This window comes from uncultured Tateyamaria sp. (assembly GCF_947504105.1).
Taxonomy (GTDB): Bacteria; Pseudomonadota; Alphaproteobacteria; order Rhodobacterales; family Rhodobacteraceae; genus Tateyamaria.
Genome location: NZ_CANNGP010000016.1, coordinates 43,511 through 69,956 on the forward strand (window position 1 = coordinate 43,511; position 26,446 = coordinate 69,956).

The window sequence follows — 26,446 nt, forward strand, 5'->3', positions numbered from 1 at the left end:
ATAATTCCTCCGCACCAAGATGCGGTGGATTGCCGCGATGATCAAGCATTGCAAGGGGGCCGGAACAGCTCGGACGCGGCGTCAGATGCGGTGACCTAAGGTCACGAACATGCTTGTGCTATTCGGCCGCAACCCCGTCGGTGAACTGTAAACGTGCCAACCGAGCATAAAGCCCATCTTCAGCCACCAACTGATGGTGCGGCCCCTGCGCCACGATGCGGCCCTGATCCAGCACGATGATCCGGTCGGCCATTTTGACCGTTGCAAGGCGGTGCGCCACGATCAGCGTGGTTCGCCCCTGCGCCAGGGTATCCACGGCGTTCTGAACCGCGCGTTCACTTTCCGCATCCAGTGCGCTTGTCGCTTCGTCCAGCAACAGAACAGGTGCATCGCGCAGAATGGCCCGCGCGATGGCGATGCGTTGCTTTTGACCACCGGACAGCATGACACCGCGCTCGCCCAGGGGACTGTCATAGCCCTGCGGCAAAGCCGAAATGAAGTCATGTGCAGCCGCTGCCGTCGCTGCCGCCACAATCTCGGCCTGCGTCGCACCGGGGCGCCCGAAGGCGATGTTCTCGGCCGCCGATGCCGCAAAGATGATCGGATCCTGTGGCACGAGCGCAATGTGCTGGCGGAACGCCTCGCGTTCCATCTGTGCCACATCGGTACCATCCAGCAAAATACGTCCTTCCTGAGGATCATAGAAACGCAGGAGCATCTGGATGATAGTTGTTTTACCAGCGCCAGACGGGCCGACAAAAGCAACTGTTTCGCCCGGTTGAATGTCCAGCGAAACACCATCGAGCGCATGGATCGCCGGGCGCGCAGGATAGGAGAAGCGCACTGCATCAAAGGTGATATGGCCGGAGACGGGCGGTGACAGCTGTGCTGGTTGCTTGACATCTTGCACGGCGTCTTTTGTATGCAGCAGCTCCACCAACCGCTCCGTCGCACCCGCGGCCCGCTGCAGCTCTCCGATTATCTCGGACAAGGCAGCGACGGCACCGGCGACCATCACGGCATATATGACGAACTGGATCAGGGCGCCCATGGTCATCGCTTCTGACCGCACATCGTTTGCTCCGATCCAGAGCACGCCGACGATACCGACGAACACCAGGAAGATAACGATTGCAGTCATCAAGGCGCGGGTCGCGATCCGTCTACGCGCTGATCCAAAACTTTGTTCGGTCACATCGGAAAACATGCCTCGGCTGGCCGCTTCATGGGTGAATGCCTGTACGGTTTGTACCGCGCTCAACTGCTCGGACGCGCGACCCGAGGACGCGGCAATCCAGTCCTGGTTTTCGCGGCTCAGGACCCGCAACCGGCGCCCGAGTACGAGGATCGGGATGATGACGGCAGGAACGATCAATAGAACAAGACCGGTTAACTTGGCCGACGTCAGAAGCATCAAAACCAGCCCGCCAATGAAAATCAGCAGGTTGCGCAGGGCAATCGATACCGACGACCCAATAACGCTGAGGATCAGGGTTGTGTCCGTTGTGATCCGGCTCAACACCTCGCCCGTCATGATATTTTCATAGAAACTGGGCGACATGCCGATCACGCGGTTGAACACCGCCTTGCGGATGTCTGCCACGACCCGCTCGCCCAGGCGGGTCACCAGCATGTAGCGTACCGCTGTTCCTACGGCCAAAAGGCCGGCGATACCAATCGCTGCAAGAAAGTAGAGATCAAGGATCTCGGATTGTTCGGTGTTGAAATTGTCCACCACGCGACGCACCGCAAGCGGTAGTGCCAGCGACACGATTGCCGTCGACACCAGCGCGGCGATGGCGGCAAGCATCAGCTTCCAATAGGGTAGAACGAATGGCCACAAAGCACGTAAAGCGCCAAGCTCTTTGGACTTTTCGCGTTCTGGCGTGCCTGTCTTGGGGGGCACTGGTGTGGTCGTCTGATCAGCCATGCGGTCTCCGGCAACATATGCAGTGCGCACATGCCCGCACCCGAGCGGTCAGGTCAAGTGGACAGGGTAGCGCATGGGAGGGGGTTGGAGCGGGCGGCGGGAATCGAACCCGCGTCATTAGCTTGGAAGGCTAAGGTCTTACCACTACACAACGCCCGCAGCTCCGGGTGTTGAGATATGCCAAGGGCCGGGGCGGGTCAAGCCGCCCCTGTACCCGTTTTGTCAGTGGTCCAATTTCACCCATGCCGCATTGCGGGCCGAGGATTTGACGCAGGCCGATACGAACTGCACGCCCCTCAGCCCATCATGTATCGTCGGATACACCACATCCTCCGGCACTACCTCGCCCGCCTTGACGGCGGCGATGGCAGTAGCAGCCTCGGTATAGATATTGGCGAACCCTTCCAGATAGCCTTCTGGATGCCCTGGCGGGATGCGTGAGACGCGCGCGGCAGCATCCCCTGCCCCGGCCCCGTTGCGGGTGATCAGCCGCTTGGGTTCACCAAAGGGTGTGTGCCACAGGTAGTTCGGATCCTCTTGCGCCCATTCAAGACCGCCCTTGTCGCCGTAGACCCGGATGCGAAGCGCATTCTCGTTCCCCGGGGCCACTTGGCTGCACCACAGCATCCCCTTGGCTCCGCCATCGAACCGCAACATAACATGACCGTTGTCGTCGACCTGCCGACCTGGCACGAAAGCTTCCAGATCTGCAGCCAGACTGTCGACCTCCAAACCTGTAACAAAGCAAGCAAGGTTGAATGCGTGGGTGCCGATGTCACCGGTAGACCCGCCCGCACCGGACCGTGCCGGATCGGTGCGCCATTCTGCTTGCTTGAAATCCTGTTCGACCGTTAGCCAGTCCTGCGGATACTCGACCTGCACCACACGGATGGTCCCAATGTCCCCATTCGCCACCATCTCGCGCGCCTGACGCACCATGGGATAGCCGGTGTAGTTGTGGGTCAGGATGAACAGCGCGTCGCTGTCTTCAGCGGCCTTCACCAATTTCTTGGCATCCGCCAAAGTCGATGTCAGCGGCTTGTCACAGATCACGTGAATACCGCACTTCAAAAACTCACGCGCCGCTGCATAGTGCACGTGGTTCGGTGTCACGATACTGACGGCGTCAATTCCGTCCTTCCGCCGCGCCTCACGCTGGGCCATCTGTTTGTAGTTGTCATAGATGCGCGGCAGACCAAGAGCCGCACCGCTGGCCTGAGACTTTTCCGGCGTCGAACTCAGCGCACCGGCCACAAGTTCGAACCGGTCGTCAATCCGACTGGCGATGCGGTGTACCCCGCCAATAAAGGCGTCGTTGCCGCCGCCAACCATACCCAGCTTGATACGGTCTGCCATCAGTCGATCCCCAGCATCTTGCGGTTGGCTGCCTGGTCTGTGCCACCATCGGCAAAGTCGTCAAAAGCACGTTCGGTTACGCGGATAATATGATCGGACACGAACTGGGCCCCCTCGCGCGCCCCGTCCTCGGGATGCTTCAGGCAGCATTCCCATTCCACCACAGCCCAACCATCAAAGTCGTTGGCTGCCATCTTGGAAAACACTGCTGCGAAGTCGACCTGCCCGTCACCGAGCGACCGGAATCGACCCGCGCGGTCGACCCAGCTTTGATATCCGGAATACACGCCCTGCCGTCCCGTCGGATTGAACTCGGCATCCTTGACATGGAACATCCGGATACGATCTTTGTAAGTGTCTATATTATCAAGGTAATCAAGGCACTGCAGGACATAGTGGCTCGGGTCATAGAGCATGTTGCAACGTGCGTGATTGTCCACACGCTCAAGGAACATCTCGAAGGTCACACCATCATGCAGGTCTTCGCCCGGGTGAATTTCATAGCAGATATCGACCCCGTTTTCCTCGGCATGATCAAGGATCGGACGCCAGCGCGCCGCAAGCTCGTCAAAGGCGGTCTCGACCAGGTCAGCAGGGCGTTGAGGCCATGGATAGATATAAGGCCATGCCAGCGCGCCAGAGAACGTGGCATGTGCACCGATGCCCATATTGGCCGAGGCCGAGATCGCCTGTTTCACCTGATCCACGGCCCATGCCTGCCGCGCCTTGGGGTTGCCGCGCACAGATTCAGCGGCGAACCCGTCAAACGCTTCGTCATAAGCCGGGTGCACTGCAACCAACTGCCCCTGAAGGTGGGTGGACAGCTCGGTCACCTCGACCCCGTTTTCGGCGGCCTGCCCCTTGAACGTCTCGCAATAATCCTTGCTTTCTGCCGCCGTGGCCAAATCGATCAAACGCCCGTCCCAACTGGGAACCTGCACGCCTTTGTAGCCGCAATCGGCGGCCCACTTGGTGATGGCATCCCAAGAATTAAACGGCGCGTCATCGCCTGCAAACTGCGCCAGAAACAGCGCCGGACCCTTGATGGTTTTCATGGTGTGTCCTCCCTTCATGCCGCTCAGGTGGTTGGCATGTTTTCCTTCAAATAGATGTCGATACGGATGCGTTCCTGAGTGTGGTCGATGGGTTGCCGGTCCGCAGTCGCCTTCATCAACCGCACGGCTGACCGCACAAGGTGACCCGTATCCTGGGATATGATGGCATCGAATACGTCATTGTTCAAAGCGGTGCGCGAGGTAGCGGTGAGTTCGTGCGCAATGACCACAAGGCCGGGATGCGGATTGTCGCCAAGATATTGGATCAGGCCCGGATTGCCTGCCGCAGATGAGTATATTCCGCACAGATCGGGGTAGGACGTAAAAACCTCGGGCAGCATCTTGCGGATCAGTTCGGGGTCGTCCCGCCCCTCGATCGATGCAACGACATCAAGTTCGGGAAACTGTTCCGACATGACGGCATCAAAACCCTTGCGGCGCTCAAGGTGATCACGGGCCAGTCGTGATCCGGTGATCACCAACACACGCCCCCCCTGTCTGGCAAAGCGCCCCATAAGGTGCGCGGCTGTTCTACCGGCGGCAACATTGTCAACGCCGATAAAGTGATCGCGCTCGGAACTGGGCAGATCCGCAACCAGGGCGACAACGACGATCCCCCGCGCACGTGCGCGCTTGACGGCGTCACGGACCGAGGGGGTTTCCGGCCCGAATACGGCCACCCCGTCCGTCTGGCTTGCATCCACATCGTCCAGTGTCTGAACGATGGCTTGCGGATCGAAAGGGGCGACACGCACGGTATCCAGGGTTGTCCTTTGGTGGCGCAGTTTCATCGCCTGCTCGGCGACATGATGATCCAACGCCACCACGAACTCATTGGCCGTATCCGGCAGGATGAACAGAAGGTTATAGACCCGACCACGCGCAAGATTGGCAGCCGCCGTGTCGCGGACATAGCCAAGCTCTGCGATCGCGTTGTTGACCTTTTCGATGGTCACAGATCGGACGCCGGGACGCGCATTCAAGACGCGATCTACCGTCGCCAGCGACACACCCGCCACACGGGCGATGTCGTTGACCGTCGGCTTGATCACTGTCTTGGCGTCCTGCTTGTTCAACCCCGCCTACCCTTTCATGGCCTTGGCCAACCCTTCAAAGACCAGCGCAACCGCCTCGGCCCCCGGATCATTGTGCCCCTTCAAATTCTCCGAGGGCACATACGCGGCACGTCCGGCTTTTGCACGGTGAATTTGCGCGGTGTTGTCTGCCCCCTTGCGAGCTGCAGCAGCGGATGCACCCATACCGTCAGACAGCGCGGCCAGCGCGGGTGCCAGCGCGTCAATCATTGTCCGGTCCCCCACCTGCGCGCCGCCCACATCACTCACACGCGTCAGACCTTCGGCCAAGGCCTTGTGTAGGGGCGCACCACCAGCACAGGCATCCCCCGCAGCGTTGAAGTAGATGGCAAGGATCACGCCCGACGACCCGCCCATGGTCTGGCTCAGTTCGTTTCCTAGCGCCGGAAACAGTTGAGTGAGATCGGCAAGCGGCATCGCGTCCAACCGGGCTTTGAGCGCACGTGCCGCCGTTGCGAGTGTGCTGCCGGTATCTCCATCGCCGGATTTGGCGTCTAGTTCGTTCAGAGTACTCTCGGCCGCGATCAGGACGTCGGCGACTTGGGCAATGGTGTCGCGGGTCTGCGCATTGGCGGAGGGGATCGGTTCAATTGGGGTAAGGCCATCCGGCAGAGGCGTCACCGGAACGTCCACCAGCGCCTGCATCCCGGGCCATGCCGCCATCGGGACGGGGACTGCCAATGCCTCAAGTTCCTCATTCGTTGCGGGCAGGATCGACACGGAAAAGCCGTGCATATCAAGAGATGTCATCATCGACGCTGGCCCGACCACATGGCTTGCGATGCCCGCTTGCACCAGCCCGTGGCACAATACGGACATCTCAAGCGGCGTCGTCGAACCAAGGTTGTTGACCAACGCAACAGATGAGCCATCGGGTGCATGATCGCGCAATTTCGTCAGAACCAGATCCATTGCCTGCGCCGCACCGGAGAAATCAACCTGCTCGACACCGGGCTCACCATGAATGCCCAAGCCCAACTCCGCCTTTCCAGAGGGAATGCGATTTTCCTTGGGCAAACCCGGCACGGTGCACGTGTCGAGGCTGGTGCCGATGGACGCGACATTCTTGATGATCCGTCGCGCGGCAGCGGCCACATCTTCAAGCGGTCTACCCGCATCGGCCATGGCGCCCGCAATCTTATGAACAAACAGGGTGCCCGCCACACCGCGCGGCTGCGGCAGATCAGGCAGGGCAATATCGTCATCCACTACAACCATCTCTACCTTGCGGCCCAGCGCGCGGGCGCGTTCGGCGGCCAAACCAAAGTTCAGACGATCGCCGGTGTAGTTCTTGACGATCAGCAGGCAGCCGGCCTCTCCTGTCACGGCAAGAATACCTGCAAGCACCGCTTCGACCGATGGTGATGCAAAGACTTCTCCACAAACTGCGGCGGTCAACATGCCGGGCCCGACAAATCCAGCATGGGCCGGTTCATGGCCTGACCCGCCACCCGAGATCAGTGCGACCCGATCCCGCACCCAGTCAGACCGGTAGACCGGTAGACCGGTAGACCACCTTGATATGCGGATACCCGTCGAGCCTTGTCAAAGCCCCGCCCGAGCAGGCCAGCAGGCCATCGATGGCCTCCTTGACCAAATCTTCTTTTGCGTTGACGAATTGTGCCATGTGCTTCTCCTTTCTCAGGTGATCCGCGCGCCCACCGCGTCAAAGAAAACGGGGTTTTCCGGAGCGATCTGTATTGTTTCGCCCGCGTTCAGAGATGTGTGCGGGTCGGTCAGGGTGATGACATCATGGTTCGCAACTTTCAAATGCAACCGTGTCTGGTCACCCAGATGTTCCACACGGACAACCTGAGCGTCGCGGCCTGCCCCATGCCGGATATTTTCCGGTCGCAGTCCCACTTGATGCGCGCCCGCCGGGGCATCCTCGCCCAGCAAACCGACGGGAAGAAGATTGATGCGCGGCTGCCCCAAACGGGCCGCAACATAGGCCGTGCGCGGGTTTTCGTAGATGTCGCGCGGGGTGCCGAATTGCACCAAGCGGCCCTCATCCAGTACACCCACATGGGTGGCCATGGTCATCGCCTCGATCTGGTCATGGGTGACATAGAGCAAGGTCGCAGCAAGTTCCGCATGGATGCGCTTCAATTCAACCCGCAGGTCGGCACGCAGCTTGGCATCAAGTGAACTAAGAGGTTCATCCATCAGGTAAACTTGCGGATCACGCACCAGTGCCCGCCCGATGGACACCCGTTGCATCTCGCCCCCTGACAACTCGGTTGCCTTGTTGTCGAGCTTGTGCGGGATGTGCAGTACCTCGGCCACTTCCTGCACCTTGCGCGCGACTTCGTCTTCGGGCGTTTTCAGGATCGGTGAGCGCAGCGGGAAAGCGAGGTTGTCGCGCACCGTCATGTGCGGATAGAGCGAGTATTGCTGAAATACCATCGCCACGTCGCGTTGTGCCGGCGTCAGACCGGTGACCGACACACCACCAATTTTGATGTCCCCGCTGTCCGGTTTTTCGAGGCCAGCGATCAAGCGCAATGTGGTTGTTTTGCCAGCACCTGTTGGTCCCAAAAGCACGACGAACGCGCCATCAGGAATGATCAGATTCATGTCCATCACCGCTTGCGTCGTCTTGAAGGCCTTGGACACGGCTTGCAGTTGCACCTCAGCCATGGGCGAGCACTCCTTCGTTCAGTTCCGAGCGCAGAGCGCGACCAGACGTCTTGTCGAACAGGGTCACGGTCTGACCGTTGAACCCAAGGCCAACGGTTTCCCCTACTGTCGCAGGTTGGTCCGACGCAATGCGCGCCTTGACCTCACCATTTGGCGTATCGAGGGTCACGATTTGCGTTGTTCCAAGGTATTCTGTAGCCAACACCTTGCCCCGGTAGTCGCCATCGGAAAACAGTTGGATATGTTCTGGCCGGACGCCAAAGACGAGATCACCCGCAGCCCCTTCGCGCAATGCGGGGATGTCCATCGGCTGATTGTTCAGGCGTATCTGGGCGTCACCCACTCCGATTTTTCCGTTGAAATTCAAGAAGTTCATGGCCGGTGAACCGATGAAATCCGCGACAAACATGGTTGCGGGCATGTCGTAGATGTCCTGCGGTTTGCCGAACTGTTCGACCACGGCGTTATTCATGACGACGATCTTGTCGCCCATCTGCATGGCCTCAAGCTGATCGTGGGTGACATAGACAGTGGTGGCCCCCATACGGTCGTGCAGGGCGCGCAGTTCTTCGGCCATGTGTTCGCGGAACTCTGCATCGAGCGCTCCGAGTGGTTCATCCATCATGAAGGCTTTCGGCTCGCGCACGATGGCACGGCCAAGCGCCACGCGTTGGCGGTCACCGCCCGACAACCCGCCCACCGGCTTCTTGAGTATGTTCTTGATCCCGAGGATCGTCGCGACCTCGTCAACCTTCGCACGCACCTGCGCGCGCGGCATGCCCTGGCTGACCAGCGGGTAGCTGAGGTTCTTGTAGACGTTCATGTGCGGATAGAGCGCAAACATCTGGAAAACAAAGGCGATGTCGCGCTCGGATGGGGGCCGTTGACCAATCTCTTCGCCGTCGAGGTAGATCTCTCCGCTCGTTGGCAACTCGAGGCCGGCGATCATGCGCAGGGTCGTGGTCTTGCCGCAGCCAGACGGGCCCAGCAACATGAAGAACTCTCCGTCTTCGATGGTGAAAGAGCTTTCCCGAACCGCGACGAAATCGCCGAATTCCTTTCGGACATTTTTGATAACGATTTCAGCCATTTGTAATTACCTCTCCGATACGCAGGAGGTTGCCATCCGGGTCCCAGAGCGTGGCTTCACGCATGCCCGACGGCTTGTTTTCGGCGGGAAGGAAGCGGGGAAATCCAGCCATGGCAGGCAGGCCCAAACCCGCCAGAAGATCGGACACCTCATCGACTTTTTGCGGCCGGATATATGCGCCATGGTCGCAGTCTTCGGGGCGGTGCGTGGCGTTGTGGAAGAAGTGCAGCTCGACCCTGTCGCGATTGATGAGCAGGTATCCATCGTCCTTGTACCAGGTGGCAAATCCCCAGCCGGAATAGAAGGCTTCGGTCGCGCCAAGGTCACGTGAGGGCATAATCGGGCAGACTTGTTCGAGCATCTATTCCCCCTCTGGGAAGTGGCTGACGATGATGAACATGACCGTGCCCACGAGCGTTGTGATGAAGGAATAGGTGAAAGCCCAGAGTACGAAAGGCTGCATCAGCATGAAAACGCCTAGGGCGATGATGATGGTCGCCAGCGCCTCCCATGGGCCACGGCGCAGGCGCATGAGGCCGGTGAAGAACCCTCTCATGATATTATGCCCTCCGATTGCTGAAAACGGGGGGGTGATATTCGTACATCATCCGTACACCCCCTGTGCACCCCGCAGGTGCACCAAGATGTCGTGGCTTGGAATGGGCGGATCATTTGCGCACCGCTCCGAATGTGATCCCGCGCAGCAGGTGTTTGCGCAGCAGGATGGTGAAGATCATCACGGGCAGCAGGAAGATCGTGGCCCCCGCCGCAACCGCGGGCCAGTCAAGGCCGCCGACGCCGATGATGGTCGGGATGAAGGGTGGTGCCGTTTGGGCCGTGGCCGAGGTCAGCAGCACCGCGAAGGCGTATTCGTTCCACGCAAAGATCAGGCAGAAGATGGCGGTGGAAGCAATGCCCGTCGCGGCCTGCGGCAGGACCACTTTGTAGAACGCTTGAAACCGGGTGTAGCCATCGATCAGCGTCGCCTCTTCGTACTCGCGCGGGATTTCGTCGATGAACCCTTTGAGCAGCCAGACAGCGAGCGAGATGTTCACAGCCGTATAGAGCAGGATCATGCCCAGATGCGTGTCCGACAGGCCGAGATTGCGGTACATCAGGAAGATCGGGATCGCGACGGCAATGGGCGGCATCATCCTTGTACTTAGGATGAAGAAAAGCAGATCGTCGGCCAGTGGTATCTTGAACCGGCTGAACGCGTAGGCCGCAAGCGTGCCAAGGAAAATCGACAGGAAGGTCGACCCGAAGCCGATGATGACCGAGTTCAGGAACCTCTCGCCGAATTTCGAGGGGCCGACAATGACCATGTCGTATTCGCGCACGATCTCGTCTGCCCAGTTTTGCGGCGGGTTGGCTTCGAGAAAGTCCTGGGTTTGCCGCGTGCGGGTGGTGAAGAGGTTCACGTAGCCTTCGAGCGTGGGTTCGAACACGACTTTGGGCGGGTAGCTGATGGCATCGCTGGGCGACTTGAACCCGGTGAGCATGATCCACGCCAGCGGGATCATCGTGATCAGGGCGTAGAGGATGACCAGCGATCCGGCGAACCATTTCGACCGCGTGCTGGGTTCGGTGACGGAATAGGCGCTCATGATGTGCGGTCCGGTTGGGGTGTCGGGGTCGGGAGGGGGGCTGCCTGCCCCGCGGTGCTGGCGCACCGCCGCCCGAGAGATCTTTTGGCAAGATGAGAGAGCCTGGTGGACACGATCAACGCTCCTTCACCTTGTTGAGGGCTTTGACGTAGATGCTGGCGAGGCCGAACACCGTGACGAAGAGGATGATGGCATAGGCGCTAGCGTAGCCTGTGCGCCACTTCTCGAATGCCTCGCGCTTGAGGTTGATCGACGTGAGTTCGGTTGTTGAACCCGGCCCACCACCGGTCAATTGGACCACGAGGTCGAACATCTTGAAGTTCTCGATCCCACGGAACAGCACTGCGAGCATCAGGAAGGGCAGCACCATGGGGATGGTGATGGTAAAGAACTGGCGCAGTTTCGAAGCGCGGTCGACCTCGGCCGCTTCGTAGATGTAATCGGGGATGGAGCGGAGCCCCGCAAGGCAGATCAGCATCACGAAGGGCGTCCACATCCATGTGTCCACGATGACGATGGACCATGGGGCCAGTTGGACGGAGCCGAGCATTTCGAAGCTGCTGGGTTCTTTGCCGGTGAAGAAGGCGATGATGTAGTTGAAGAGCCCGATTTGTGGCTGGTACAGGAACTTCCAGAAATTTCCGACCACCGCAGGCGACAGCATCATGGGCAGCACGATGATCGTGGTCCAGAGGTCGTTGCCCTTGAATTTCTTGTTGATGAGCCACGCCAGCGTGAACCCGATCAGCACCTGCAGCGCGATGGTCCAGAACAGGAAGTGCGCGGTGGCCTGCATGTTCAGCCAGATGTCACTGTCGGTCAGGATCCGCTCGTAATTGCGCAGACCGATGAATTCCGGTTCGCGGTTCAGACGGTTGGCTTTGTAGTTGGTAAAGCTGAGCTGGATCGTCCAGATCAAAGGAAAGATGTTGATTGCCAGCAGCAGGAAGATCGTAGGAGCGACAAAGATCCACGCGATGGCGCGGTCGCTCAATCCCTTGATCTTGCGCGCCACTTTCTGGGGTGTGACCTTGGCCGCGCGATTGGCGATGGTGTCTGTCATCTGGCAAACCTGTCCTGTGGGGTGGGCCCGTGGGCCCACCCATGGAAGTGTCAAAGACTACGGGAAGAGAGAGGGTGGGCTGTATCGCCCACCCGGGGATGGCTTAGAGTTTGCCTTCGTCTTCGAACACTTCGGTCCAATCCTCGATCAGCTTGTCGAGTGCTTCTTGTGCAGTGCCCTGGTCGGCGACCACGTAGTCGTGGACGCGCTTCTGCATGGCCAGCAGGAGTTCGGCATAAGCTGGCTCTTGCCAGAAGTCCTGTACCGCGCCCATCGCTTCGAGGAAGTCACCGGCAAACGGCGCGCTGTCCTTGAAGCCCGGGTCGTTCAGGACCGAGTTGTGGGCCGAGTAGCCGCCCAGCTCCCACCATTTGGCCTGCACATCCGGGTTGGCGAACCACTTGATGTACTCAAGCGCTGCGTCCTGCTTGTCCGAGTAGGCCACGACCGAGATTCCCTGCCCGCCCAATGTCGAACCGGCCTGGTTCTGCGGTGGGTTCACGAAGAAGTCGATCTTGTCCCCGCCCGTGTTCGGGTCAGCGTAGAGGCCAGGGAAGAACGCGAACCAGTTCATCGCCATGGCGACCTGACCGGATTTGAACGCGTCGAGCGATTCACCCATGTAGGAGTTGGTGTAGCCCGGCGGCGTCGCGGTTTCGTAGAATTCTTTGTAGAATTCCAGCGCCTCAACGGCTTCGGGAGAGTTCACCGCCCCCTCCATATCGTAGGAGCCGGGGGTGTTTTCGTATTTAAAACCCCATGGATAGAGCGCGGAGGTCACACCCATTGTGATACCTTCGGACCCACGTTCGGTGAAGATGGACGCGCCATAGACGGTCTTGCCATCAATCTCGCGGCCTTGGAAGAACTGGGCGATTTCCAGCATTTCCTTTTGGCTTTGCGGCTCACCCAGATCGCGGCCTGTCGCTTCTTTGAAGGCGGCCTGGATTTCAGGATCAGCGAACCAGTCCTTGCGATAGAACCAGCCGTTGGCATCGCCCATGGCAGGCAGCGCGTAGTAGTTCGGCGTGCCCTTGGGCCATGTGGAATAGGCGTAGACGGTCGCGGGCGCGAAGTCGTCCATGCTGATGCTTTCAGCATCGAAGAAGTCGTTCAGCTTGACGTAGTGGCCGTTTTCGGCGCCGCCGCCGATCCACTGACTGTCGCCGATCAGCAGGTCGCAAAGCTTACCGCCGGAGTTCAGTTCATTCAGCATCCGATCGGCGAAATTGGGCCACGGGATAAATTCGAAATTCATGCTGTGGCCAGACTGGGCCTCGAATTCCTTGCTGAGTTCTACCAATGCGTTGGCTGGATCCCAGGCGGCCCAGCACAGTGTCAAATCCTCTGCCATGGCCATGGTTGGCACGCTGACAGACGTCATCAAGGCCGCTCCTACGGCGGCTGAAGTCATTTTTTTCATATGATCCTCCCTATGGGTCATCGTTGTGCGGTGACCCTACGGAAACGCTATTTGAGGGACGTACATCATGTCAATGAATTTTTGAGGTGCGTTCATCATTTTCGCCGCGAGACACCATTATATATATGAATAACAATGATAAAAGCTGTCCAAGGGATGTATGTCCGTTAACGACCTGCTTATCGCGTCGACGTGGAGATGTGCGGTTGGGCGACTCACTTTCCTAGGGGACATGTGTATATTAGCGGCGGAAGCGGGAGCCGTTGCCTGGATGGTTGAACGCGGATTTTACCGTGTATGATCTTGTGATGCTTGGGGACCATTCAATGTGCATCGCCTCGTGTCGAATGCCCTGTAAACCTGCGCCCCGCTGCAGGGGTTTTGGAATAAAAATGCACCCCGGCTCGTAGACCTTTCGAGAACAGCGCTTGGCCTGTTCGAAAAACCGAAAGGAGAAGACGATGATGAAGATTGTTTCCGTTGCCCTCAGCACCGGCATCGCCTTGAGCACGTTATCTACTCCGACGATGGCCCATGACCTGGATGATGCGCTTCGTATCATCGGAAAGGTCTTTACCGTGCATCATAGGAACCGCGTCCTGGTCTGTGACGCTGACGACGATGATGGCGGGCGCAGATGTTACTACGTGCGTCGTGGATATAGCGCCTACAACGACAATGACGACGACGATGGTCATTGGCGCAGGTACAGCGATGATGATGATGACGATGGGGGACGCTGGGGCGACGATGACGACTGATCCGACCACCAGAAACCGTAAAAGGGCCCGAGTGATCAGTTCGGGCCCTTTCCTTTTGCCATAGGCGACATGCGACTAGTGCGTTTCAGCCAGTCTATGCCCCTGCAATGGAAGAAACGGAAAGGCATCGGGCATCTGGCCTTTTGGCGCGCGAAGCTGATTGGGCAGGATCCATGGGTTGGGCCGCACCCACTCCCACTTGATCGATGTCAGATCCTGTTCCGGGTCGGTGAATTGCTGCATGGCGCACCCGTTCAGTGATTTGCGCACATCTGCGTGCACAGCGACATCGGGATACCCCTGCTCGGCCCATGCATCTTTGAGCATATGGGCAAAATCGTAGATGATATCTGGCCGCCCCAGCACATTGCGTGCCTGCCGGAAGCTCATCACCTGATAGGGGTCGACCTCCCACGTTTCTTCCCAAACGGGCGAGACGATGCGGAATACGCCCTTGCTGTCACGATCATAGATCCGCATGCGCCAGGAAAACCGGTGCCCGTCACCGCTCCACCCTACAAGGTTGTTGAAGAACGCCTGACGTTGCGGGACGGCGATTTGCACAGCGAACCAAACGGCCAGCACCGCCAACCCCAGTGGCGCAAGGCGAAACGTCGCCTTGGGCAATTTCGCTTGCTCGGGCAGCGTTTCGAACCGTCCCAGCCCGGCGCGCAACAGGTGTTGCGGCCAGTCCGGGGCAAAGAAGATCGTCGACAGCGCCAATGTGATCCAGGGAAAGATGCCGATGTTGAAGAGCTGAGCGTTCGACCAGTGAAAGAAGGCATATATCGCAAAAACAGCCAGCCGGGTGCGATGCCAAAGCAAGAGGGGTGCCCCGACAACATGGAGGACGATCACGCCCCAGGACGCCAGAATGAAAGAGATGTCGTATTGGAACAGCGCACCGAAGAACACCTCGTCTTCGCGGCCCGTCAGCCATGTGCGCAGGGGCTCTCCACGCAGCCAATCATCGGTGATCTTCACGATCCCCGCGTAGATCAGAATGATCTCGAGCTGAAGCTTCAGCGCCGTGACAGGCCAGCGTGGGATCACGGCGCTGCGCAATTTCGGCCACAACCATGCATCAATCAAGAAGGCCCGGTGCGCAGGCATGAAGATCATCAGCACCCCGAACAGGATGACCATGTAGTTGTGGTTCAGGTATTGCGTGCGATCCAGAAGGAAGAAATAGGCGAAGATACCGGTGAGCGCGATGATCGACACACGGTAGAACGCGCCCAACGCAACCAGCAAACCAAAAAGCCCTACCCCACCCCAAAGGATATGTATCCAAGGCTCCGGCAGGATTTGTACAAAGTCGAAAAAAGGAAAGTTGAAGTCCGGGTCGACATAGTAGCGGTTGATCCGGTCATATTTGACGTAGCGCCACCAATCCCAGGCAAGGATCAGACCAAAAGTGATCCGGATCACAACCAGGGACTGAATACTGATCGGGGTTTCCAGATAGCTGCGGAGCCTGGGCAACGTGGTTGGCGACTGGGTCATCTCTCCCCTCCATCGAGATACGGTTCACAGGGAATACGAAGCAACCCGGCATCGTATTCCATGAGATTGCCACGGCGTACAACTTGCCGTTCGCGGCCAAGTTCGTATCTAAGGAGCATGACCATGCCTGACCCCGTCCGCATCGTGTATGATGGCGACTGCCCCTTCTGTTCCGCCTACATCAGGATGGTGCGGCTGCGTGACACCGTTGGCGATGTTGAACTGGTGGACGCACGGTCCGATCACGAGGTGATCGACAGGATCAGCACCGCGGGGCTTGACCTTGATCAGGGCATGGTTGTCGAGATGTCGGGGCAATTGCATTGCGGGGATGCGGCCATGACCTCGCTGGCCATGATGACAACACAAAGCGGGGCGTTTAACCGGATCATGCGGTTGATGTTCTCCCGTCCGGCCATCGCACGGCTTGTTTACCCGCCGTTGGTCGCGGGGCGCGCGTTAACCTTGCGCCTGTTGGGACGCCGCAAGATCAACCATTAGCGCCGGACAGGCGTTCTGCTTCCTCTTCGACCGACATGACAGGCCCGGCTGATGTGCTGCGCATCCACGCCTCAAGCGTCTCGAATGCGCTGGCGGGGACGAATTGCGTGTCGCCGGGCAGTTCGGTTGCCGCGGCAAAGCGCAACTCCCAACCGGTGGCGGTGCGGCATCCCACGCCGATCAGATCGGATCTGTCCTTGAGCTTTGCCTCGAACTCGCGGCAAAATGCACCATCCGCTGCCTCGAAGGATGCAATCAGCCGTGTATCTATGCCGTGCCGCTCAATGCTCGTGCCGGAGGCTGCGGTTTCCAAGGTCGAGACAACGGGCGCGAGGTCAAAGGCAACGGGTTCGTTTTCAGCTGGATCAAGGAGGAATACCCCGACACCGATCCCCAGCAATACGCTTGCGGCGATGGCGCCGAACCACGCGGATCGACCTGTCGATGACATGCGTTTGAACGGCACCACCCGCGCTTCTGCCGGATCCAGAGTAGCGGTTTCCGCCGCGATTGCTGCATTGATACGATCCTGCAAAGCGTCGGGCACATCAGTGAGTGGCATGGCGTCCCGCGCCATCTTGGCGCTGCGTTCGAACGCATCCAGACGCAGGCGCAAGTCCGGGTTCTGCATGACCGCCTCGGCCACGCGGGCATGGTCCGTGCCGTTCAGGGCGCCGTCAGCATAGGCCATCAGCTCTTCGTCCGAGACTGTCATCGCGAAGGCGTCTCCGTCTTACCGTTTGTGTGTTTGGCATACGTAGCAGCGGTCGGGTTTATTCCAATCGCCGCAGCCAGCGCCAAACGTCCCCGTGCAAGACGGGACATGACCGTACCAATGGCAACATCCAGAACATCAGCGGCCTCCCGGTAGCTCAACCCTTCCACGCAGACCAGGATGATCACATCGCACTGGCCTTCTGGCAACCTGTCGATCGCCTCAAGCGTCTGGCGGACTTCGAGCTTCAGCTCTGCACTGGCCGCCTCATCGCATAGGGCATGGGTCGTCTCATCGACATGAATATGCGTTCCGCGCGATTTCTGTTTGCGTGTCTCGTCGATCCAGGCGTTTCGCAGAATACGCAAAAGCCACGGCGCCAGCTTCTTGGCGGGATCGTATTGATGACGTTGCTTCAACGCTTTTTCAACCGTGATCTGTACCAGATCGTCGGCAAGATCCGGCTGCCGGGTCAGGGAAATCGCGTATCTCCGCAGGTTGGGCAGGAGTTCCACGATACGATTTGGAAAATCATCTCGCATCAAAAACCTAATTCGACAGGATGCTCGGAATAAGATCGAACGCCGTACGTAATCTAGGTGAAGCAGAAAGGGAAAACCATGTCGTACAGCGTATACCCGCCGATCCGGATCCTCTTGCTGGCGGCCATTCTGGGCCTGTCTCCACTCTCGCATCTTATGTTGGGAACACCCGTCGTGGCCTATGCCGACAGTGACGATGATGATGACGACGGGGGTCGTGATTCTGTGTCGGACGATGACGATGATGACGGGGGTCGCCGTTTTGTATCCGATGATGATGATGACGGCGTCACGCGCGCCGCAGCGCCGGTCCCTGCCCGCGCACCCGATGAGATTATTGCCGCTGACCTTTCAGACATCGACCTTGGCCAGCTGCTCGCGGAAGGGTTCGTACTTTTGCAGCAGATTGACGCGGCCCCGACACTGGTGCGTTTGCGTATCCCGCAAGCCTTGACACTCGATGCAGCACGCACGCGGGTGCGGGCTTTGCCAAGTGGTCTGTCTGCTGATTTCAATCACTACTACCGCGGGTCGCAGGGCCTATGCGACAGCCCGGAATGCCCGGCGCTTGAACTTGTCGGGTATCCGCTCGAAGGGATCTGTGCGCTCACGGATGTGCGGATTGGCATGGTCGATACCGGGATCAATGTGGATCATGAAGCGTTCGCTGGCAGCAATCTGACTGTCCATCGTATGTCCGATGACCGGCTTGACCCCTCCCGCGCAATCCACGGCACATCGGTCGCTGCCATTCTGATCGGTGCGCCTGAAAGCAGATCCCCGGGGCTTCTGCCAGATGCAGCCTTGTTGGCTGTCGATGCCTTCTACAGGGCCGGTGCGGATGAAAGGGCAGATGCCTTTTCAATTGCGGCAGGCATCGATTGGCTCCGCGTGCGAGATGTCGACCTTCTGAACCTGTCGTTGGCGGGCTCGGAGAACACCGTTCTGAAGGACGCCATTGACCGTATCGTGGCCGAGGATGTCTTGGTCATCGCAGCGGCCGGGAACAATGGCCCACACAGTGCACCCGCCTATCCGGCCGCTTATGAAACAACCCTAGCCGTGACAGCCGTGGATGCCGGGGGCACAGTCTATCGCAGGGCCGGCCAAGGCCCTCATATTGACCTCGCCGCACCCGGCGTTGACGTATGGACGGCTGCATCCGTGTCTGGCGCACGTTGGAAAACGGGCACCTCATTTGCCGCCCCCTTTGTCACAGCGGCAGCCGCTCTTTTGCGGGATGCCCAACCAGACGCCACCGTGAACGAAATCAGGGGCACTTTGATTGCGTCGGCCCGGGACATCGGCGCACCCGGTCGCGATAATGTCTTTGGGTCCGGACTGGTGTACATGGGTGGGAAATGCTGATCGGTATCACCAGAGCGTGCCGTTCAGGTTGTGAATGCTTCGCCGACCTACGGTCCGCGAACTGAATACCTTCTCGGGCTGCGTGATGTCAGCCCTCCCGGATCACGGGAACCGGCTCAGGATCGCCGGGTCACCATTCTAACATCTTGCAAGTGAGTACGACGCTTAAGCGGTTCGACCCTGAATCTTCGCGGGTGCATTGCCGCTATATGATGCCAACACGTACCATACACCATGGAAGGTAATATTGGTTTAGAATTCAATTGATTACCGCCTCGCTTGAAAAGATCTTGCCGGGGCCGGATACGCACCAGTATCTGATCACGCTCACGGCAAAATGACAAAGATGATCGACCGGCAAGGTTTGCAAAACGCTCAAGTCTTGGTCATCGTGCACGACATGGAGGTTTTGAATGTCAGCCACAGCAGCTTTTTGATCGCGATGTCTTGCGCGGTCGCACTGGTTGCAGGGTTCACCGGCCTGTCGCTGACCCGCGACCTTTCAGAAAAGCCCATGCTCCAGAAAAAAGCGTCTATCGCACTTGCCGCAGTGGCGCTGGGTGGTGGGATTTGGGCGATGCATTTCGTGGCGATGCTGGGACTTCAGCTACCCATCCTGTTCTACTACGACGCCGCAATCACGCTTGTCTCAGCCCTGTCCGCAATTCTTATCGTCGGCGCTGCGTTGATCCTTTTGCATTTCGCTGACCGGACGCCAATGATCATTTCGTTGGCCGGTGGCATTGTGGGCGTTGGGATATTGGTGATGCACTACATTGGCATGGCGGGGCTTGAGCTGTGCCGCGCTGTTTACACGCCATCGGGCGTCGTATTTTCGTCGATTGTCGCCATCGGTCTATGCGTTCTCGCATTCTGGATCGCCTATGGGCAACGCACGAACCGCAACATCGTTCTGGGCACGATTTGCTTTGCGATCGCTGTATGCTCTGTCCATTTCCTTGCGATTGCAGGCACCAATTTTGTCGAGGAGCCAAGCGTCGCAGAATTCGGCCCGTCCATGAGCAACGAAACTCTCGCGCTGGGGGTGATCTTTTTCAGCTTTGTGATCTTTGGTGCGTGCCTGTGGGTGAGCGTTACCTACCTGGTTCCGACAGACGCCAAAGACGAAAGCAAAGCGACACGGCCGCCTGTCTTACAAAAGGCGCCTGCTGCGGTCGGACTGCAGATCCCCTGCGAACGAGACGGCAGCAAAGTCTTTGTCAGATCTGCAGATGTTCTGTTCGTGCGTGCTGACGGTCACTACACACAGATCTACACAGAGGAAGAACGGCTATTCTGCGTCTGGCCTGTCACCGAAGCATCGGCACGGCTGCGGCCCGTCGGTTTTTTGCAGACCCATCGAAGCTATCTCGTCAATCCCAGCCGCGTCGCCCGATTTGAGCGGACCAAAGACAAGGGGCGCTGCATCTTTGATGGTGCGGATTTGCCGCCTGCTCCGGTGAGCCGCTCGAAGCTGAAAGTGATTCAGGATGCACTTGCTTCACAGGTCGGTGCAGTTCGTGCATGACAGCGCGCATTTCGTGCAAAACGCCTGTGTTTCATTGATTTTCTGATGCCATCGCATACAGGCGTATGCAGTCTTCCCTCCAAGCCAGAACATTCGCTTTAAGGGAGGAGAAAGCCGATGATTCCAGCGGCATTTGAATATTATCGCCCCAAGGATATGGCCAGTGTCCTCGCAATCCTTGAGGAACATGGAGATGACGCACGTGTCATGGCGGGTGGTCACAGCCTGATCCCCATGATGAAACTGCGTATGGCTGATGTTCCGCATCTTATCGATTTGCAGGATATCGGCGGCATGTCTGACATCGTCATCGACGCTGACGGCATCAGGATCGGCGCACTGGTCACTCAGGCGGATATCATTGATGATGCAAAGCTGACGGCCGCGGCCCCGATCCTGCGCGAAGCGGCCTTGCAGATTGCTGACCCTCAGGTGCGCTACATGGGCACCGTGGGTGGCAACGTGGCCAATGGCGATCCGGGCAATGACATGCCGGGTTTGATGCAGTGTCTTGACGCAGTCTTTACCGTTGTTGGGCCCGATGGGGAGCGCGAGATTCCGGCACGGGAGTTCTATGAAGCTGCCTATATGACGGCCCGTGAGGACGACGAGGTGCTGACGTCCGTATCAATCCCGCCGCCCACGGGCGGTTACGCTTACGAAAAGCAAAAGCGCAAGATCGGGGATTATGCCACGGCAGCGGCGGCTGTGCAGATCGTCAAGGGCGGCGGTTCATGTGTCTCTGCATCCATCGCGATGACGAATTTGAGCGACACACCTGTCTATTCGCAAGCCGCCAGCGACGCACTTGTGGGCACAGCAGTGGATGATGCGGCGTTGGACGCAGCGGTGGCCGCCATGTTGGCCGATATCGACCCGTCCGAGGACAATCGCGGGCCCATCGCATTCAAGAAACATGTGGCTGGCGTCATTCTACGCCGCGCCATCGTGCGCGCTTGGTCGCGGGCGTAGGGAGGAACACCATGTCAAAGAAGATGCATATCAAGCTCAATGTGAACGGAAAAGACGAAGAATTTCTCGCCGAACCACGTGAATTGTTGATCTACACGCTGCGCGAACGGCTGAACATCACCGGGCCGCATATTGGTTGCGAAACCTCGCATTGCGGAGCTTGCACCGTCACTATCAATGGCAAGTCGGTCAAATCCTGCACCATGTTTGTGGCACAGGCCGACGGTGCAGAGGTCACGACGATCGAAGGCATCGGTGGCCCGGATAATCTGCATCCGCTGCAAGAGGCGTTCAAAGAGCATCACGGTTTGCAGTGCGGCTATTGCACGCCCGGCATGATTACCCGCGCCACCAAGCTTCTGGAAGAAAACCCGAACCCCACCGAAGAGGACATCCGCTTTGGCATGGCCGGCAATATCTGCCGCTGCACAGGCTACCAGAACATCGTGAAATCCATTCAGGCCGCCGCGACCGAGATGAATGCAGCCAAGGAGGCCGCAGAATGAAGGACGAAGTCACGCGCGAGGAACGCGTCGAAAACCTCAAAGGCATGGGCTGTTCGCGCAAACGCGTCGAAGATGCCCGGTTCACCCAAGGCAAAGGCAACTACGTAGACGACATCAAATTGGACGGGATGTTGTTCGGAGATTTCGTCCGCTCGCCTTACGCGCATGCGCGGATCAAGAGTATCGACACCACCGCCGCGTTGGACGTGCCCGGCGTTCTGGCGGTCCTGACCGCTGCCGATCTTGAACCGCTTGGCCTGCACTGGATGCCGACCCTTGCGGGCGACAAGCAGATGGTGCTGGCCGATGGCAAGGTTCTGTTTCAGGGGCAGGAAGTCGCATTTGTTGTCGCCGAGGACCGCTACGCCGCCGCTGATGGCATTGAGCTGGTCGAGGTGGACTACGAAGAGCTGCCAGTCATCGTGGACCCGTTTGAAGCTCTGCAATCAGACGTCGTTCTGCGCGAAGATCTTGACCCGAAAGCCCCCGGTGCACACGGACCGCGCAAGCACCATAACCATATTTTCACATGGGAAGCCGGTGACAAGGAACCGACCCAAGAGGTCATCGACAACGCAGAAGTCGTTGCCGAAGAGAGCATGTATTACCACCGCACCCACCCGTGTCCGCTGGAGACCTGCGGTTGCGTGGCGTCCATGGACAAGGTCAACGGCAAGCTGACCCTCTGGGGCACGTTCCAGGCACCTCATGCGATCCGAACCGTGGTCTCTCTGATCTCGGGCATTGAGGAGCACAACATCCGCGTAATCTCGCCTGATATTGGCGGCGGTTTCGGGAACAAGGTTGGCGCATATCCCGGTTACGTCTGTTCTGTCGTGGCCTCCATTGTCACCGGCAAGCCGGTAAAATGGATCGAAGATCGCATGGACAATCTGATGACCACCGCGTTCGCGCGTGACTATCACATGACCGGCAAGATTTCCGCCACCAAAGACGGCAAGATCACCGGCCTCCAATGCCATGTGACGGCCGACCACGGCGGATTTGACGCTTGCGCTGACCCCACGAAGTTCCCGGCAGGTTTCATGAATATCTGCACAGGATCCTACGACATTCCAACCGCATATCTTGAGGTCGACGGCGTCTACACCAACAAGGCTCCGGGCGGTGTCAGCTATCGCTGCTCGTTCCGCGTAACTGAGGCGGTGTATTTCATCGAGCGGATGATCGAGGTTCTGGCGATCAAGCTTGACATGGATGCCGCAGAACTGCGGCGGATCAACTTCATCAAGAAAGAGCAGTTCCCGTACACGGCTGCCCTTGGATGGGAATACGACTCTGGCGACTACCACACAGCGTGGGACAAGGCGCTCAAGACCGTAGACTACGATGGTTTGCGCGCCGAACAGTCCCAGCGGGTTGAGGATTTCAAGGCGGGCAGAACGCGCAAGCTCATGGGCATTGGTCTGTCATTCTTCACCGAGATCGTCGGTGCTGGTCCGGTCAAGAACTGTGATATTCTGGGCCTTGGCATGTTCGACAGTTGCGAAATTCGCATTCACCCCACCGGGTCAGCGATTGCCCGGCTTGGCACCATTTCTCAGGGTCAGGGGCACGCGACGACATTCGCGCAAATCCTTGCATCCGAGATTGGCCTGCCCGCCGACAGCATCACCATTGAAGAGGGCGACACCGACACGGCACCGTACGGACTGGGCACCTACGGCTCCCGCTCCACACCAGTGGCAGGGGCCGCAACGGCCATGGCCGGGCGCAAAATCCGGGCCAAGGCGCAAATGATCGCGGCCTACCTGCTTGAGGTCCACGACAATGACGTGGAATTCGACGTGGACCGTTTCGTTGTCAAAGGCGCGCCTGAGAAGTTCAAGACGATGAAAGAGATCGCCTTTGCCGCTTACAATCAGGCCATTCCGGGGATCGAGCCAGGTCTCGAAGCGGTCAGCTACTATGACCCGCCAAACATGACCTATCCGTTTGGAGCTTATGTCTGCGTGATGGATATCGACGTGGATACAGGTGTTCCGGAAATCCGCCGCTTCTACGCGCTGGATGACTGCGGCACGCGGATCAACCCGATGATCATCGAAGGTCAGGTGCATGGTGGCTTAACCGAAGCGCTCGCCGTCGCTCTGGGTCAAGAGATTGCTTATGATGACATGGGCAACTGCAAGACGGGCACGCTGATGGATTTCTTCCTGCCCACGGCATGGGAAGTGCCGAACTATGAAACCGACTATACCGTAACCCCAAGCCCGCATCACCCCATCGGGGCCAAGGGCGTGGGTGAAAGCCCCCATGTGGGCGGTGTGCCCTGTTTCTCGAACGCGGTGCAGGATGCATTCCGGGCTTTTGGCAACACCCATACCAACATGCCCCATGATCATTGGCGGATCTGGAAGACCGCCAACGACCTGGGCTTGCATGGCTAAGGCAATGGTAGGGCGGGCGTCACCTCGCCCTACGGAGCACATCATGACCTGGACTGATTTGAAATTCGCGCTCGCTGGTGAGGGTTATGTAGCGTCCGACGACTTGGCCGTTGCGTTGCAGCTTGCCCTGTCGCTGGGCCGCCCGCTTTTGTTGGAGGGGGCCGCTGGCGTTGGAAAGACCGAGATTGCGCGCACGCTTTCAGTGGTGAACAACACGCGGTTGCTGCGGTTGCAATGCTACGAGGGGCTGGACGCGGCTCAGGCAATCTACGAGTGGAACTACCAGCGGCAACTCCTGACCATTCGGGCTGCTGCAGAGGGTGGCGAGACGGGCAAGGCAGTCGAGGATCGCATCTTCTCTCGGGATTTCCTGCTGGAACGTCCCTTGCTGGCCGCGATCACGCAAGAGAAAGCTCCCGTGCTGTTGATTGACGAGATCGACCGCGCGGATGAAGAATTCGAGGCATATCTTCTGGAAATCCTGTCGGACTTTCAGGTCTCCATTCCAGAGCTGGGCACGATCAAAGCAGTGACGCAGCCCATCGTCATCCTGACCTCGAACGGCACCCGCGATCTGTCGGACGCACTGCGCCGCAGATGCCTGTATACATACGTAGAATACCCCGATCGGACGACAGAGCTTGCCATTCTCAAGGCGCGCTGCCCGGATGTTGAGGCACGGCTGGCGGATCAGATCGTGGGCTTTGTCCAAAAGCTGCGGGAAGAAGAATTGGAGAAAACGCCCGGCGTTGCCGAGATGCTGGACTTTGCGGCGGCCCTTATGGGGTTGGGCATTGCGGATCTGACCGAAGACCCTGCAGTGCTGCAATCGACCCTCACGACATTGCTCAAGACCCAAGTCGATCAGGCGCAGATCACGTCCGAAGTCGCGGGACGCATCGCGGGTAAAGCGGCATGAGCCGCGTTACGAAATTCGCCGCACGGGACCCCGGCCCGTCTGCCCGGGTTGCAGGCTTTATCGCGCATCTACGCGAGAACGGATTGCGGTTGGGCGTGGCGGAAGCAGATATTGCAATGGCGGCCTTGGTGGAAGTCGATGCGATCCGACCCGATGACAGCCGCCGGGCGCTGCGGGCCGTGTGTACCGGGTGCAAGGAAGAAGCTGAACGGTTTGACGACCTGTTCGACAGCTTCTGGATGGATATGGGCAGGGTACGGCGAAAGGTCATGCCGACCCCGTCAAGCCCCATCAACGATGGCGTTCATTCCTCACGCGATGCTGAAGGCGAGGACGCCGGAACATCTGGCTCGGTCGTAGAACCTGACGCAGAGGGTGCCGAGGCAGACAGTGATGGAACCGGCAAGCTGGTTGCCACAAAGCAGCGCAATCTCAACCGGCGCGACCTGCGTGACTTGGTGCGCCCGGAGGATATTGCCAAGGCCGAAGAGGTTGCCCGCCGCATGGGGGCGGCATTGCGCGACACACGTTCTCGCCGCAGGATCGCCGCACAAAGAGGTGACCGACTGCATTTTCGCAAGACCATTCGTCAGAGCCTTGCGACCGGCGGCGAGCCATTACGTCTTTTGCGCAAAAAGCGCCCTGACCGAACCCGCAAGATCGTGGCGCTCTGCGACGTGTCTGGTTCAATGTCTGTCTATGCAAAGGTATTTCTGGCCTTCCTTGCCGGTCTCTTGCGGGCGGACAATGCGGCCGATGCCTATCTGTTTCACACCAGGCTTGTGCGCATCACCGAAGCGCTGCGTGACAAGGATGCCATGCGCTCCATCGGGCGCATGTCGCTGATGGCGGACGGCTTTGGTGGAGGGTCAAAGATTGGTCCGTCGTTGATGCGTTTTGCCGACACCTATGCCAAGCGCTTCGTCGATGGGCGCAGCGTTGTGCTGATCCTGTCGGATGGTTACGACACGGCGCCGCCAGAGTTGATTGCAGCCGCTTTGCAAAAGCTGCGCAAGCGGGGCTGCAAGCTGATCTGGCTCAACCCGTTGAAAGGCTGGGCAGATTACGCACCCGTCGCCAAAGGTATGGCCGCAGCGCTTCCGTATCTGGACGCATTCAAACCCGCCAATACACTGGCAGATTTGGCAGATTTGGCAGCCTTGGAGCAGGAGCTGACCACGCTATGACGCCCGCTGAAATCCTCTCAAACGATCTGGCCGAAGCCGCTCAGGAGCTGCGCGACAAGGACGAACCCTTTGCCTTTGCGATCGATTGGGTATGTCTCGGGATCGGCAAGGCAACTACCAAAAAGCACATCGTCTCCATAAAGGACCGGCTCGGTCATTCTTTTTCACAGCATTCCCGCCGGCTTCAAACCGTTTCATAAATCTCCTATTTCGCACTGAAATAGCAACGAAAAGCAGCGTCGGAGCGGGTCACACTTCTGGTCAATGTGTCT

The 26,446-nt window shown here is 58.7% G+C and carries 24 protein-coding genes, 1 tRNA gene and 1 pseudogene; 10 read left to right on the forward strand and 16 right to left on the reverse strand.

All coding sequences use genetic code 11. The annotated features are described in order from the left end of the window. Positions 1 to 118: 118 nt before the first annotated feature. The 13 genes and pseudogenes from Q1A75_RS11630 to Q1A75_RS11690 all read right to left on the reverse strand — a co-directional run bounded on the left by Q1A75_RS11630 (position 119) and on the right by Q1A75_RS11690 (position 13,219). Entirely contained in the window at positions 119 to 1,930 is a 1,812-nt protein-coding gene (locus tag Q1A75_RS11630) for an ABC transporter transmembrane domain-containing protein (protein WP_299554792.1), read from the reverse strand. Positions 1,931 to 2,015: 85 nt separating this feature from the next. After that, positions 2,016 to 2,089, reverse strand: a tRNA-Gly gene (locus tag Q1A75_RS11635). Positions 2,090 to 2,152: 63 nt separating this feature from the next. Continuing rightward, positions 2,153 to 3,286, reverse strand: coding sequence for a Gfo/Idh/MocA family oxidoreductase (locus Q1A75_RS11640; RefSeq protein WP_299554789.1), 1,134 nt, complete (start codon positions 3,284 to 3,286; stop codon positions 2,153 to 2,155). Further along, positions 3,286 to 4,341: a sugar phosphate isomerase/epimerase gene (locus Q1A75_RS11645; RefSeq protein ID WP_299554786.1), complete on the reverse strand. Its 1,056-nt coding sequence runs from the start codon at positions 4,339 to 4,341 to the stop codon at positions 3,286 to 3,288. Before Q1A75_RS11645 ends, Q1A75_RS11640 begins: the two co-directional genes overlap by 1 nt. A gap of 23 nt (positions 4,342 to 4,364) precedes the next feature. After that, on the reverse strand, positions 4,365 to 5,417 hold the full coding sequence (locus Q1A75_RS11650; RefSeq protein ID WP_299554783.1) for a LacI family DNA-binding transcriptional regulator: 1,053 nt from the start codon (positions 5,415 to 5,417) through the stop codon (positions 4,365 to 4,367). 6 nt (positions 5,418 to 5,423) lie between these two features. Then, positions 5,424 to 7,062: pseudogene (locus tag Q1A75_RS11655) on the reverse strand (dihydroxyacetone kinase subunit DhaK). Between the two features lie 14 nt (positions 7,063 to 7,076). Next, on the reverse strand, positions 7,077 to 8,075 hold the full coding sequence (locus Q1A75_RS11660) for an ABC transporter ATP-binding protein (protein WP_299554780.1): 999 nt from the start codon (positions 8,073 to 8,075) through the stop codon (positions 7,077 to 7,079). Further along, positions 8,068 to 9,165 carry an ABC transporter ATP-binding protein gene (locus Q1A75_RS11665; RefSeq protein ID WP_299554777.1) on the reverse strand — a complete coding sequence of 366 codons (1,098 nt, stop codon included), beginning with the start codon at positions 9,163 to 9,165 and terminating at the stop codon, positions 8,068 to 8,070. Before Q1A75_RS11665 ends, Q1A75_RS11660 begins: the two co-directional genes overlap by 8 nt. Further along, the gene (locus Q1A75_RS11670; protein ID WP_299554774.1) at positions 9,158 to 9,526 is read right to left on the reverse strand and encodes a VOC family protein; all 369 of its coding nucleotides are present in this window, start codon (positions 9,524 to 9,526) and stop codon (positions 9,158 to 9,160) included. Before Q1A75_RS11670 ends, Q1A75_RS11665 begins: the two co-directional genes overlap by 8 nt. Next, positions 9,527 to 9,721 carry a hypothetical protein gene (locus Q1A75_RS11675; protein WP_299554772.1) on the reverse strand — a complete coding sequence of 65 codons (195 nt, stop codon included), beginning with the start codon at positions 9,719 to 9,721 and terminating at the stop codon, positions 9,527 to 9,529. 112 nt (positions 9,722 to 9,833) lie between these two features. After that, positions 9,834 to 10,772, reverse strand: a complete 939-nt coding sequence (locus tag Q1A75_RS11680; RefSeq protein WP_299554769.1) for a carbohydrate ABC transporter permease — start codon at positions 10,770 to 10,772, stop codon at positions 9,834 to 9,836. A 115-nt stretch (positions 10,773 to 10,887) separates the two neighbouring features. Next, complete coding sequence (locus tag Q1A75_RS11685; protein WP_299554766.1) at positions 10,888 to 11,835, reverse strand: sugar ABC transporter permease; 948 nt, start codon at positions 11,833 to 11,835, stop codon at positions 10,888 to 10,890. A 103-nt stretch (positions 11,836 to 11,938) separates the two neighbouring features. Then, entirely contained in the window at positions 11,939 to 13,219 is a 1,281-nt protein-coding gene (locus tag Q1A75_RS11690) for an extracellular solute-binding protein (RefSeq protein ID WP_299554894.1), read from the reverse strand. 500 nt (positions 13,220 to 13,719) lie between these two features. On the opposite strand from Q1A75_RS11690, the gene Q1A75_RS11695 reads away from it, so the two are divergent. After that, entirely contained in the window at positions 13,720 to 14,019 is a 300-nt protein-coding gene (locus Q1A75_RS11695; RefSeq protein WP_299554763.1) for a hypothetical protein, read from the forward strand. Positions 14,020 to 14,094: 75 nt separating this feature from the next. Here the strand turns inward: Q1A75_RS11695 and Q1A75_RS11700 are convergent, their stop codons facing one another. After that, positions 14,095 to 15,525 (reverse strand): HTTM domain-containing protein, encoded by a 1,431-nt coding sequence (locus tag Q1A75_RS11700; protein WP_299554760.1) that lies wholly within the window; start codon positions 15,523 to 15,525, stop codon positions 14,095 to 14,097. 123 nt (positions 15,526 to 15,648) lie between these two features. On the opposite strand from Q1A75_RS11700, the gene Q1A75_RS11705 reads away from it, so the two are divergent. After that, positions 15,649 to 16,026, forward strand: a complete 378-nt coding sequence (locus Q1A75_RS11705) for a DCC1-like thiol-disulfide oxidoreductase family protein (protein ID WP_299554757.1) — start codon at positions 15,649 to 15,651, stop codon at positions 16,024 to 16,026. Here Q1A75_RS11705 and Q1A75_RS11710 read toward each other — a convergent pair. Further along, the gene (locus Q1A75_RS11710) at positions 16,016 to 16,741 is read right to left on the reverse strand and encodes a hypothetical protein (protein ID WP_299554754.1); all 726 of its coding nucleotides are present in this window, start codon (positions 16,739 to 16,741) and stop codon (positions 16,016 to 16,018) included. The two genes, Q1A75_RS11705 and Q1A75_RS11710, sit on opposite strands and share 11 nt — an antisense overlap. Continuing rightward, positions 16,738 to 17,283 carry a sigma-70 family RNA polymerase sigma factor gene (locus Q1A75_RS11715; RefSeq protein WP_299554751.1) on the reverse strand — a complete coding sequence of 182 codons (546 nt, stop codon included), beginning with the start codon at positions 17,281 to 17,283 and terminating at the stop codon, positions 16,738 to 16,740. Before Q1A75_RS11715 ends, Q1A75_RS11710 begins: the two co-directional genes overlap by 4 nt. Positions 17,284 to 17,361: 78 nt before the next feature. On the opposite strand from Q1A75_RS11715, the gene Q1A75_RS11720 reads away from it, so the two are divergent. The 8 genes from Q1A75_RS11720 (at position 17,362) to Q1A75_RS11755 (ending at position 26,374) form a co-directional block, all read left to right on the forward strand. Next, a complete protein-coding gene (locus Q1A75_RS11720; RefSeq protein WP_299554748.1) occupies positions 17,362 to 18,651 on the forward strand; it encodes a S8 family serine peptidase in 1,290 nt (429 codons plus the stop codon). A gap of 400 nt (positions 18,652 to 19,051) precedes the next feature. Beyond that, the gene (locus Q1A75_RS11725; protein ID WP_299554891.1) at positions 19,052 to 20,179 is read left to right on the forward strand and encodes an MHYT domain-containing protein; all 1,128 of its coding nucleotides are present in this window, start codon (positions 19,052 to 19,054) and stop codon (positions 20,177 to 20,179) included. Between the two features lie 117 nt (positions 20,180 to 20,296). Further along, a complete protein-coding gene (locus tag Q1A75_RS11730; protein WP_299554745.1) occupies positions 20,297 to 21,151 on the forward strand; it encodes a xanthine dehydrogenase family protein subunit M in 855 nt (284 codons plus the stop codon). A gap of 11 nt (positions 21,152 to 21,162) precedes the next feature. After that, entirely contained in the window at positions 21,163 to 21,657 is a 495-nt protein-coding gene (locus tag Q1A75_RS11735; protein WP_299554742.1) for a (2Fe-2S)-binding protein, read from the forward strand. Continuing rightward, the gene (locus tag Q1A75_RS11740) at positions 21,654 to 24,068 is read left to right on the forward strand and encodes an aerobic carbon-monoxide dehydrogenase large subunit (RefSeq protein WP_299554739.1); all 2,415 of its coding nucleotides are present in this window, start codon (positions 21,654 to 21,656) and stop codon (positions 24,066 to 24,068) included. The genes Q1A75_RS11735 and Q1A75_RS11740 overlap by 4 nt, the downstream gene beginning before the upstream one ends. A 43-nt stretch (positions 24,069 to 24,111) precedes the next feature. Beyond that, positions 24,112 to 24,987: a MoxR family ATPase gene (locus Q1A75_RS11745; RefSeq protein ID WP_299554737.1), complete on the forward strand. Its 876-nt coding sequence runs from the start codon at positions 24,112 to 24,114 to the stop codon at positions 24,985 to 24,987. After that, entirely contained in the window at positions 24,984 to 26,174 is a 1,191-nt protein-coding gene (locus Q1A75_RS11750) for a VWA domain-containing protein (protein WP_299554734.1), read from the forward strand. The genes Q1A75_RS11745 and Q1A75_RS11750 overlap by 4 nt, the downstream gene beginning before the upstream one ends. Next, on the forward strand, positions 26,171 to 26,374 hold the full coding sequence (locus Q1A75_RS11755; protein ID WP_299554731.1) for a hypothetical protein: 204 nt from the start codon (positions 26,171 to 26,173) through the stop codon (positions 26,372 to 26,374). Before Q1A75_RS11750 ends, Q1A75_RS11755 begins: the two co-directional genes overlap by 4 nt. Positions 26,375 to 26,446 lie beyond the last annotated feature (72 nt).

What these genes read in the sequence shown, in the direction of transcription:
- Q1A75_RS11630 (WP_299554792.1), bottom strand. Translation starts at nt 1,930, where the DNA reads ATGGCTGATCAGACGACCACACCAGTGCCCCCCAAGACAGGCACGCCA.
- Q1A75_RS11640 (WP_299554789.1), bottom strand. Translation starts at nt 3,286, where the DNA reads ATGGCAGACCGTATCAAGCTGGGTATGGTTGGCGGCGGCAACGACGCC.
- Q1A75_RS11645 (WP_299554786.1), bottom strand. Translation starts at nt 4,341, where the DNA reads ATGAAAACCATCAAGGGTCCGGCGCTGTTTCTGGCGCAGTTTGCAGGC.
- Q1A75_RS11660 (WP_299554780.1), bottom strand. Translation starts at nt 8,075, where the DNA reads ATGGCTGAGGTGCAACTGCAAGCCGTGTCCAAGGCCTTCAAGACGACG.
- Q1A75_RS11665 (WP_299554777.1), bottom strand. Translation starts at nt 9,165, where the DNA reads ATGGCTGAAATCGTTATCAAAAATGTCCGAAAGGAATTCGGCGATTTC.
- Q1A75_RS11670 (WP_299554774.1), bottom strand. Translation starts at nt 9,526, where the DNA reads ATGCTCGAACAAGTCTGCCCGATTATGCCCTCACGTGACCTTGGCGCG.
- Q1A75_RS11675 (WP_299554772.1), bottom strand. Translation starts at nt 9,721, where the DNA reads ATGAGAGGGTTCTTCACCGGCCTCATGCGCCTGCGCCGTGGCCCATGG.
- Q1A75_RS11680 (WP_299554769.1), bottom strand. Translation starts at nt 10,772, where the DNA reads ATGAGCGCCTATTCCGTCACCGAACCCAGCACGCGGTCGAAATGGTTC.
- Q1A75_RS11685 (WP_299554766.1), bottom strand. Translation starts at nt 11,835, where the DNA reads ATGACAGACACCATCGCCAATCGCGCGGCCAAGGTCACACCCCAGAAA.
- Q1A75_RS11690 (WP_299554894.1), bottom strand. Translation starts at nt 13,219, where the DNA reads ATGACGTCTGTCAGCGTGCCAACCATGGCCATGGCAGAGGATTTGACA.
- Q1A75_RS11695 (WP_299554763.1), top strand. Translation starts at nt 13,720, where the DNA reads ATGATGAAGATTGTTTCCGTTGCCCTCAGCACCGGCATCGCCTTGAGC.
- Q1A75_RS11700 (WP_299554760.1), bottom strand. Translation starts at nt 15,525, where the DNA reads ATGACCCAGTCGCCAACCACGTTGCCCAGGCTCCGCAGCTATCTGGAA.
- Q1A75_RS11705 (WP_299554757.1), top strand. Translation starts at nt 15,649, where the DNA reads ATGCCTGACCCCGTCCGCATCGTGTATGATGGCGACTGCCCCTTCTGT.
- Q1A75_RS11710 (WP_299554754.1), bottom strand. Translation starts at nt 16,741, where the DNA reads ATGACAGTCTCGGACGAAGAGCTGATGGCCTATGCTGACGGCGCCCTG.
- Q1A75_RS11715 (WP_299554751.1), bottom strand. Translation starts at nt 17,283, where the DNA reads ATGCGAGATGATTTTCCAAATCGTATCGTGGAACTCCTGCCCAACCTG.
- Q1A75_RS11720 (WP_299554748.1), top strand. Translation starts at nt 17,362, where the DNA reads ATGTCGTACAGCGTATACCCGCCGATCCGGATCCTCTTGCTGGCGGCC.
- Q1A75_RS11725 (WP_299554891.1), top strand. Translation starts at nt 19,052, where the DNA reads ATGGAGGTTTTGAATGTCAGCCACAGCAGCTTTTTGATCGCGATGTCT.
- Q1A75_RS11730 (WP_299554745.1), top strand. Translation starts at nt 20,297, where the DNA reads ATGATTCCAGCGGCATTTGAATATTATCGCCCCAAGGATATGGCCAGT.
- Q1A75_RS11735 (WP_299554742.1), top strand. Translation starts at nt 21,163, where the DNA reads ATGTCAAAGAAGATGCATATCAAGCTCAATGTGAACGGAAAAGACGAA.
- Q1A75_RS11740 (WP_299554739.1), top strand. Translation starts at nt 21,654, where the DNA reads ATGAAGGACGAAGTCACGCGCGAGGAACGCGTCGAAAACCTCAAAGGC.
- Q1A75_RS11745 (WP_299554737.1), top strand. Translation starts at nt 24,112, where the DNA reads ATGACCTGGACTGATTTGAAATTCGCGCTCGCTGGTGAGGGTTATGTA.
- Q1A75_RS11750 (WP_299554734.1), top strand. Translation starts at nt 24,984, where the DNA reads ATGAGCCGCGTTACGAAATTCGCCGCACGGGACCCCGGCCCGTCTGCC.
- Q1A75_RS11755 (WP_299554731.1), top strand. Translation starts at nt 26,171, where the DNA reads ATGACGCCCGCTGAAATCCTCTCAAACGATCTGGCCGAAGCCGCTCAG.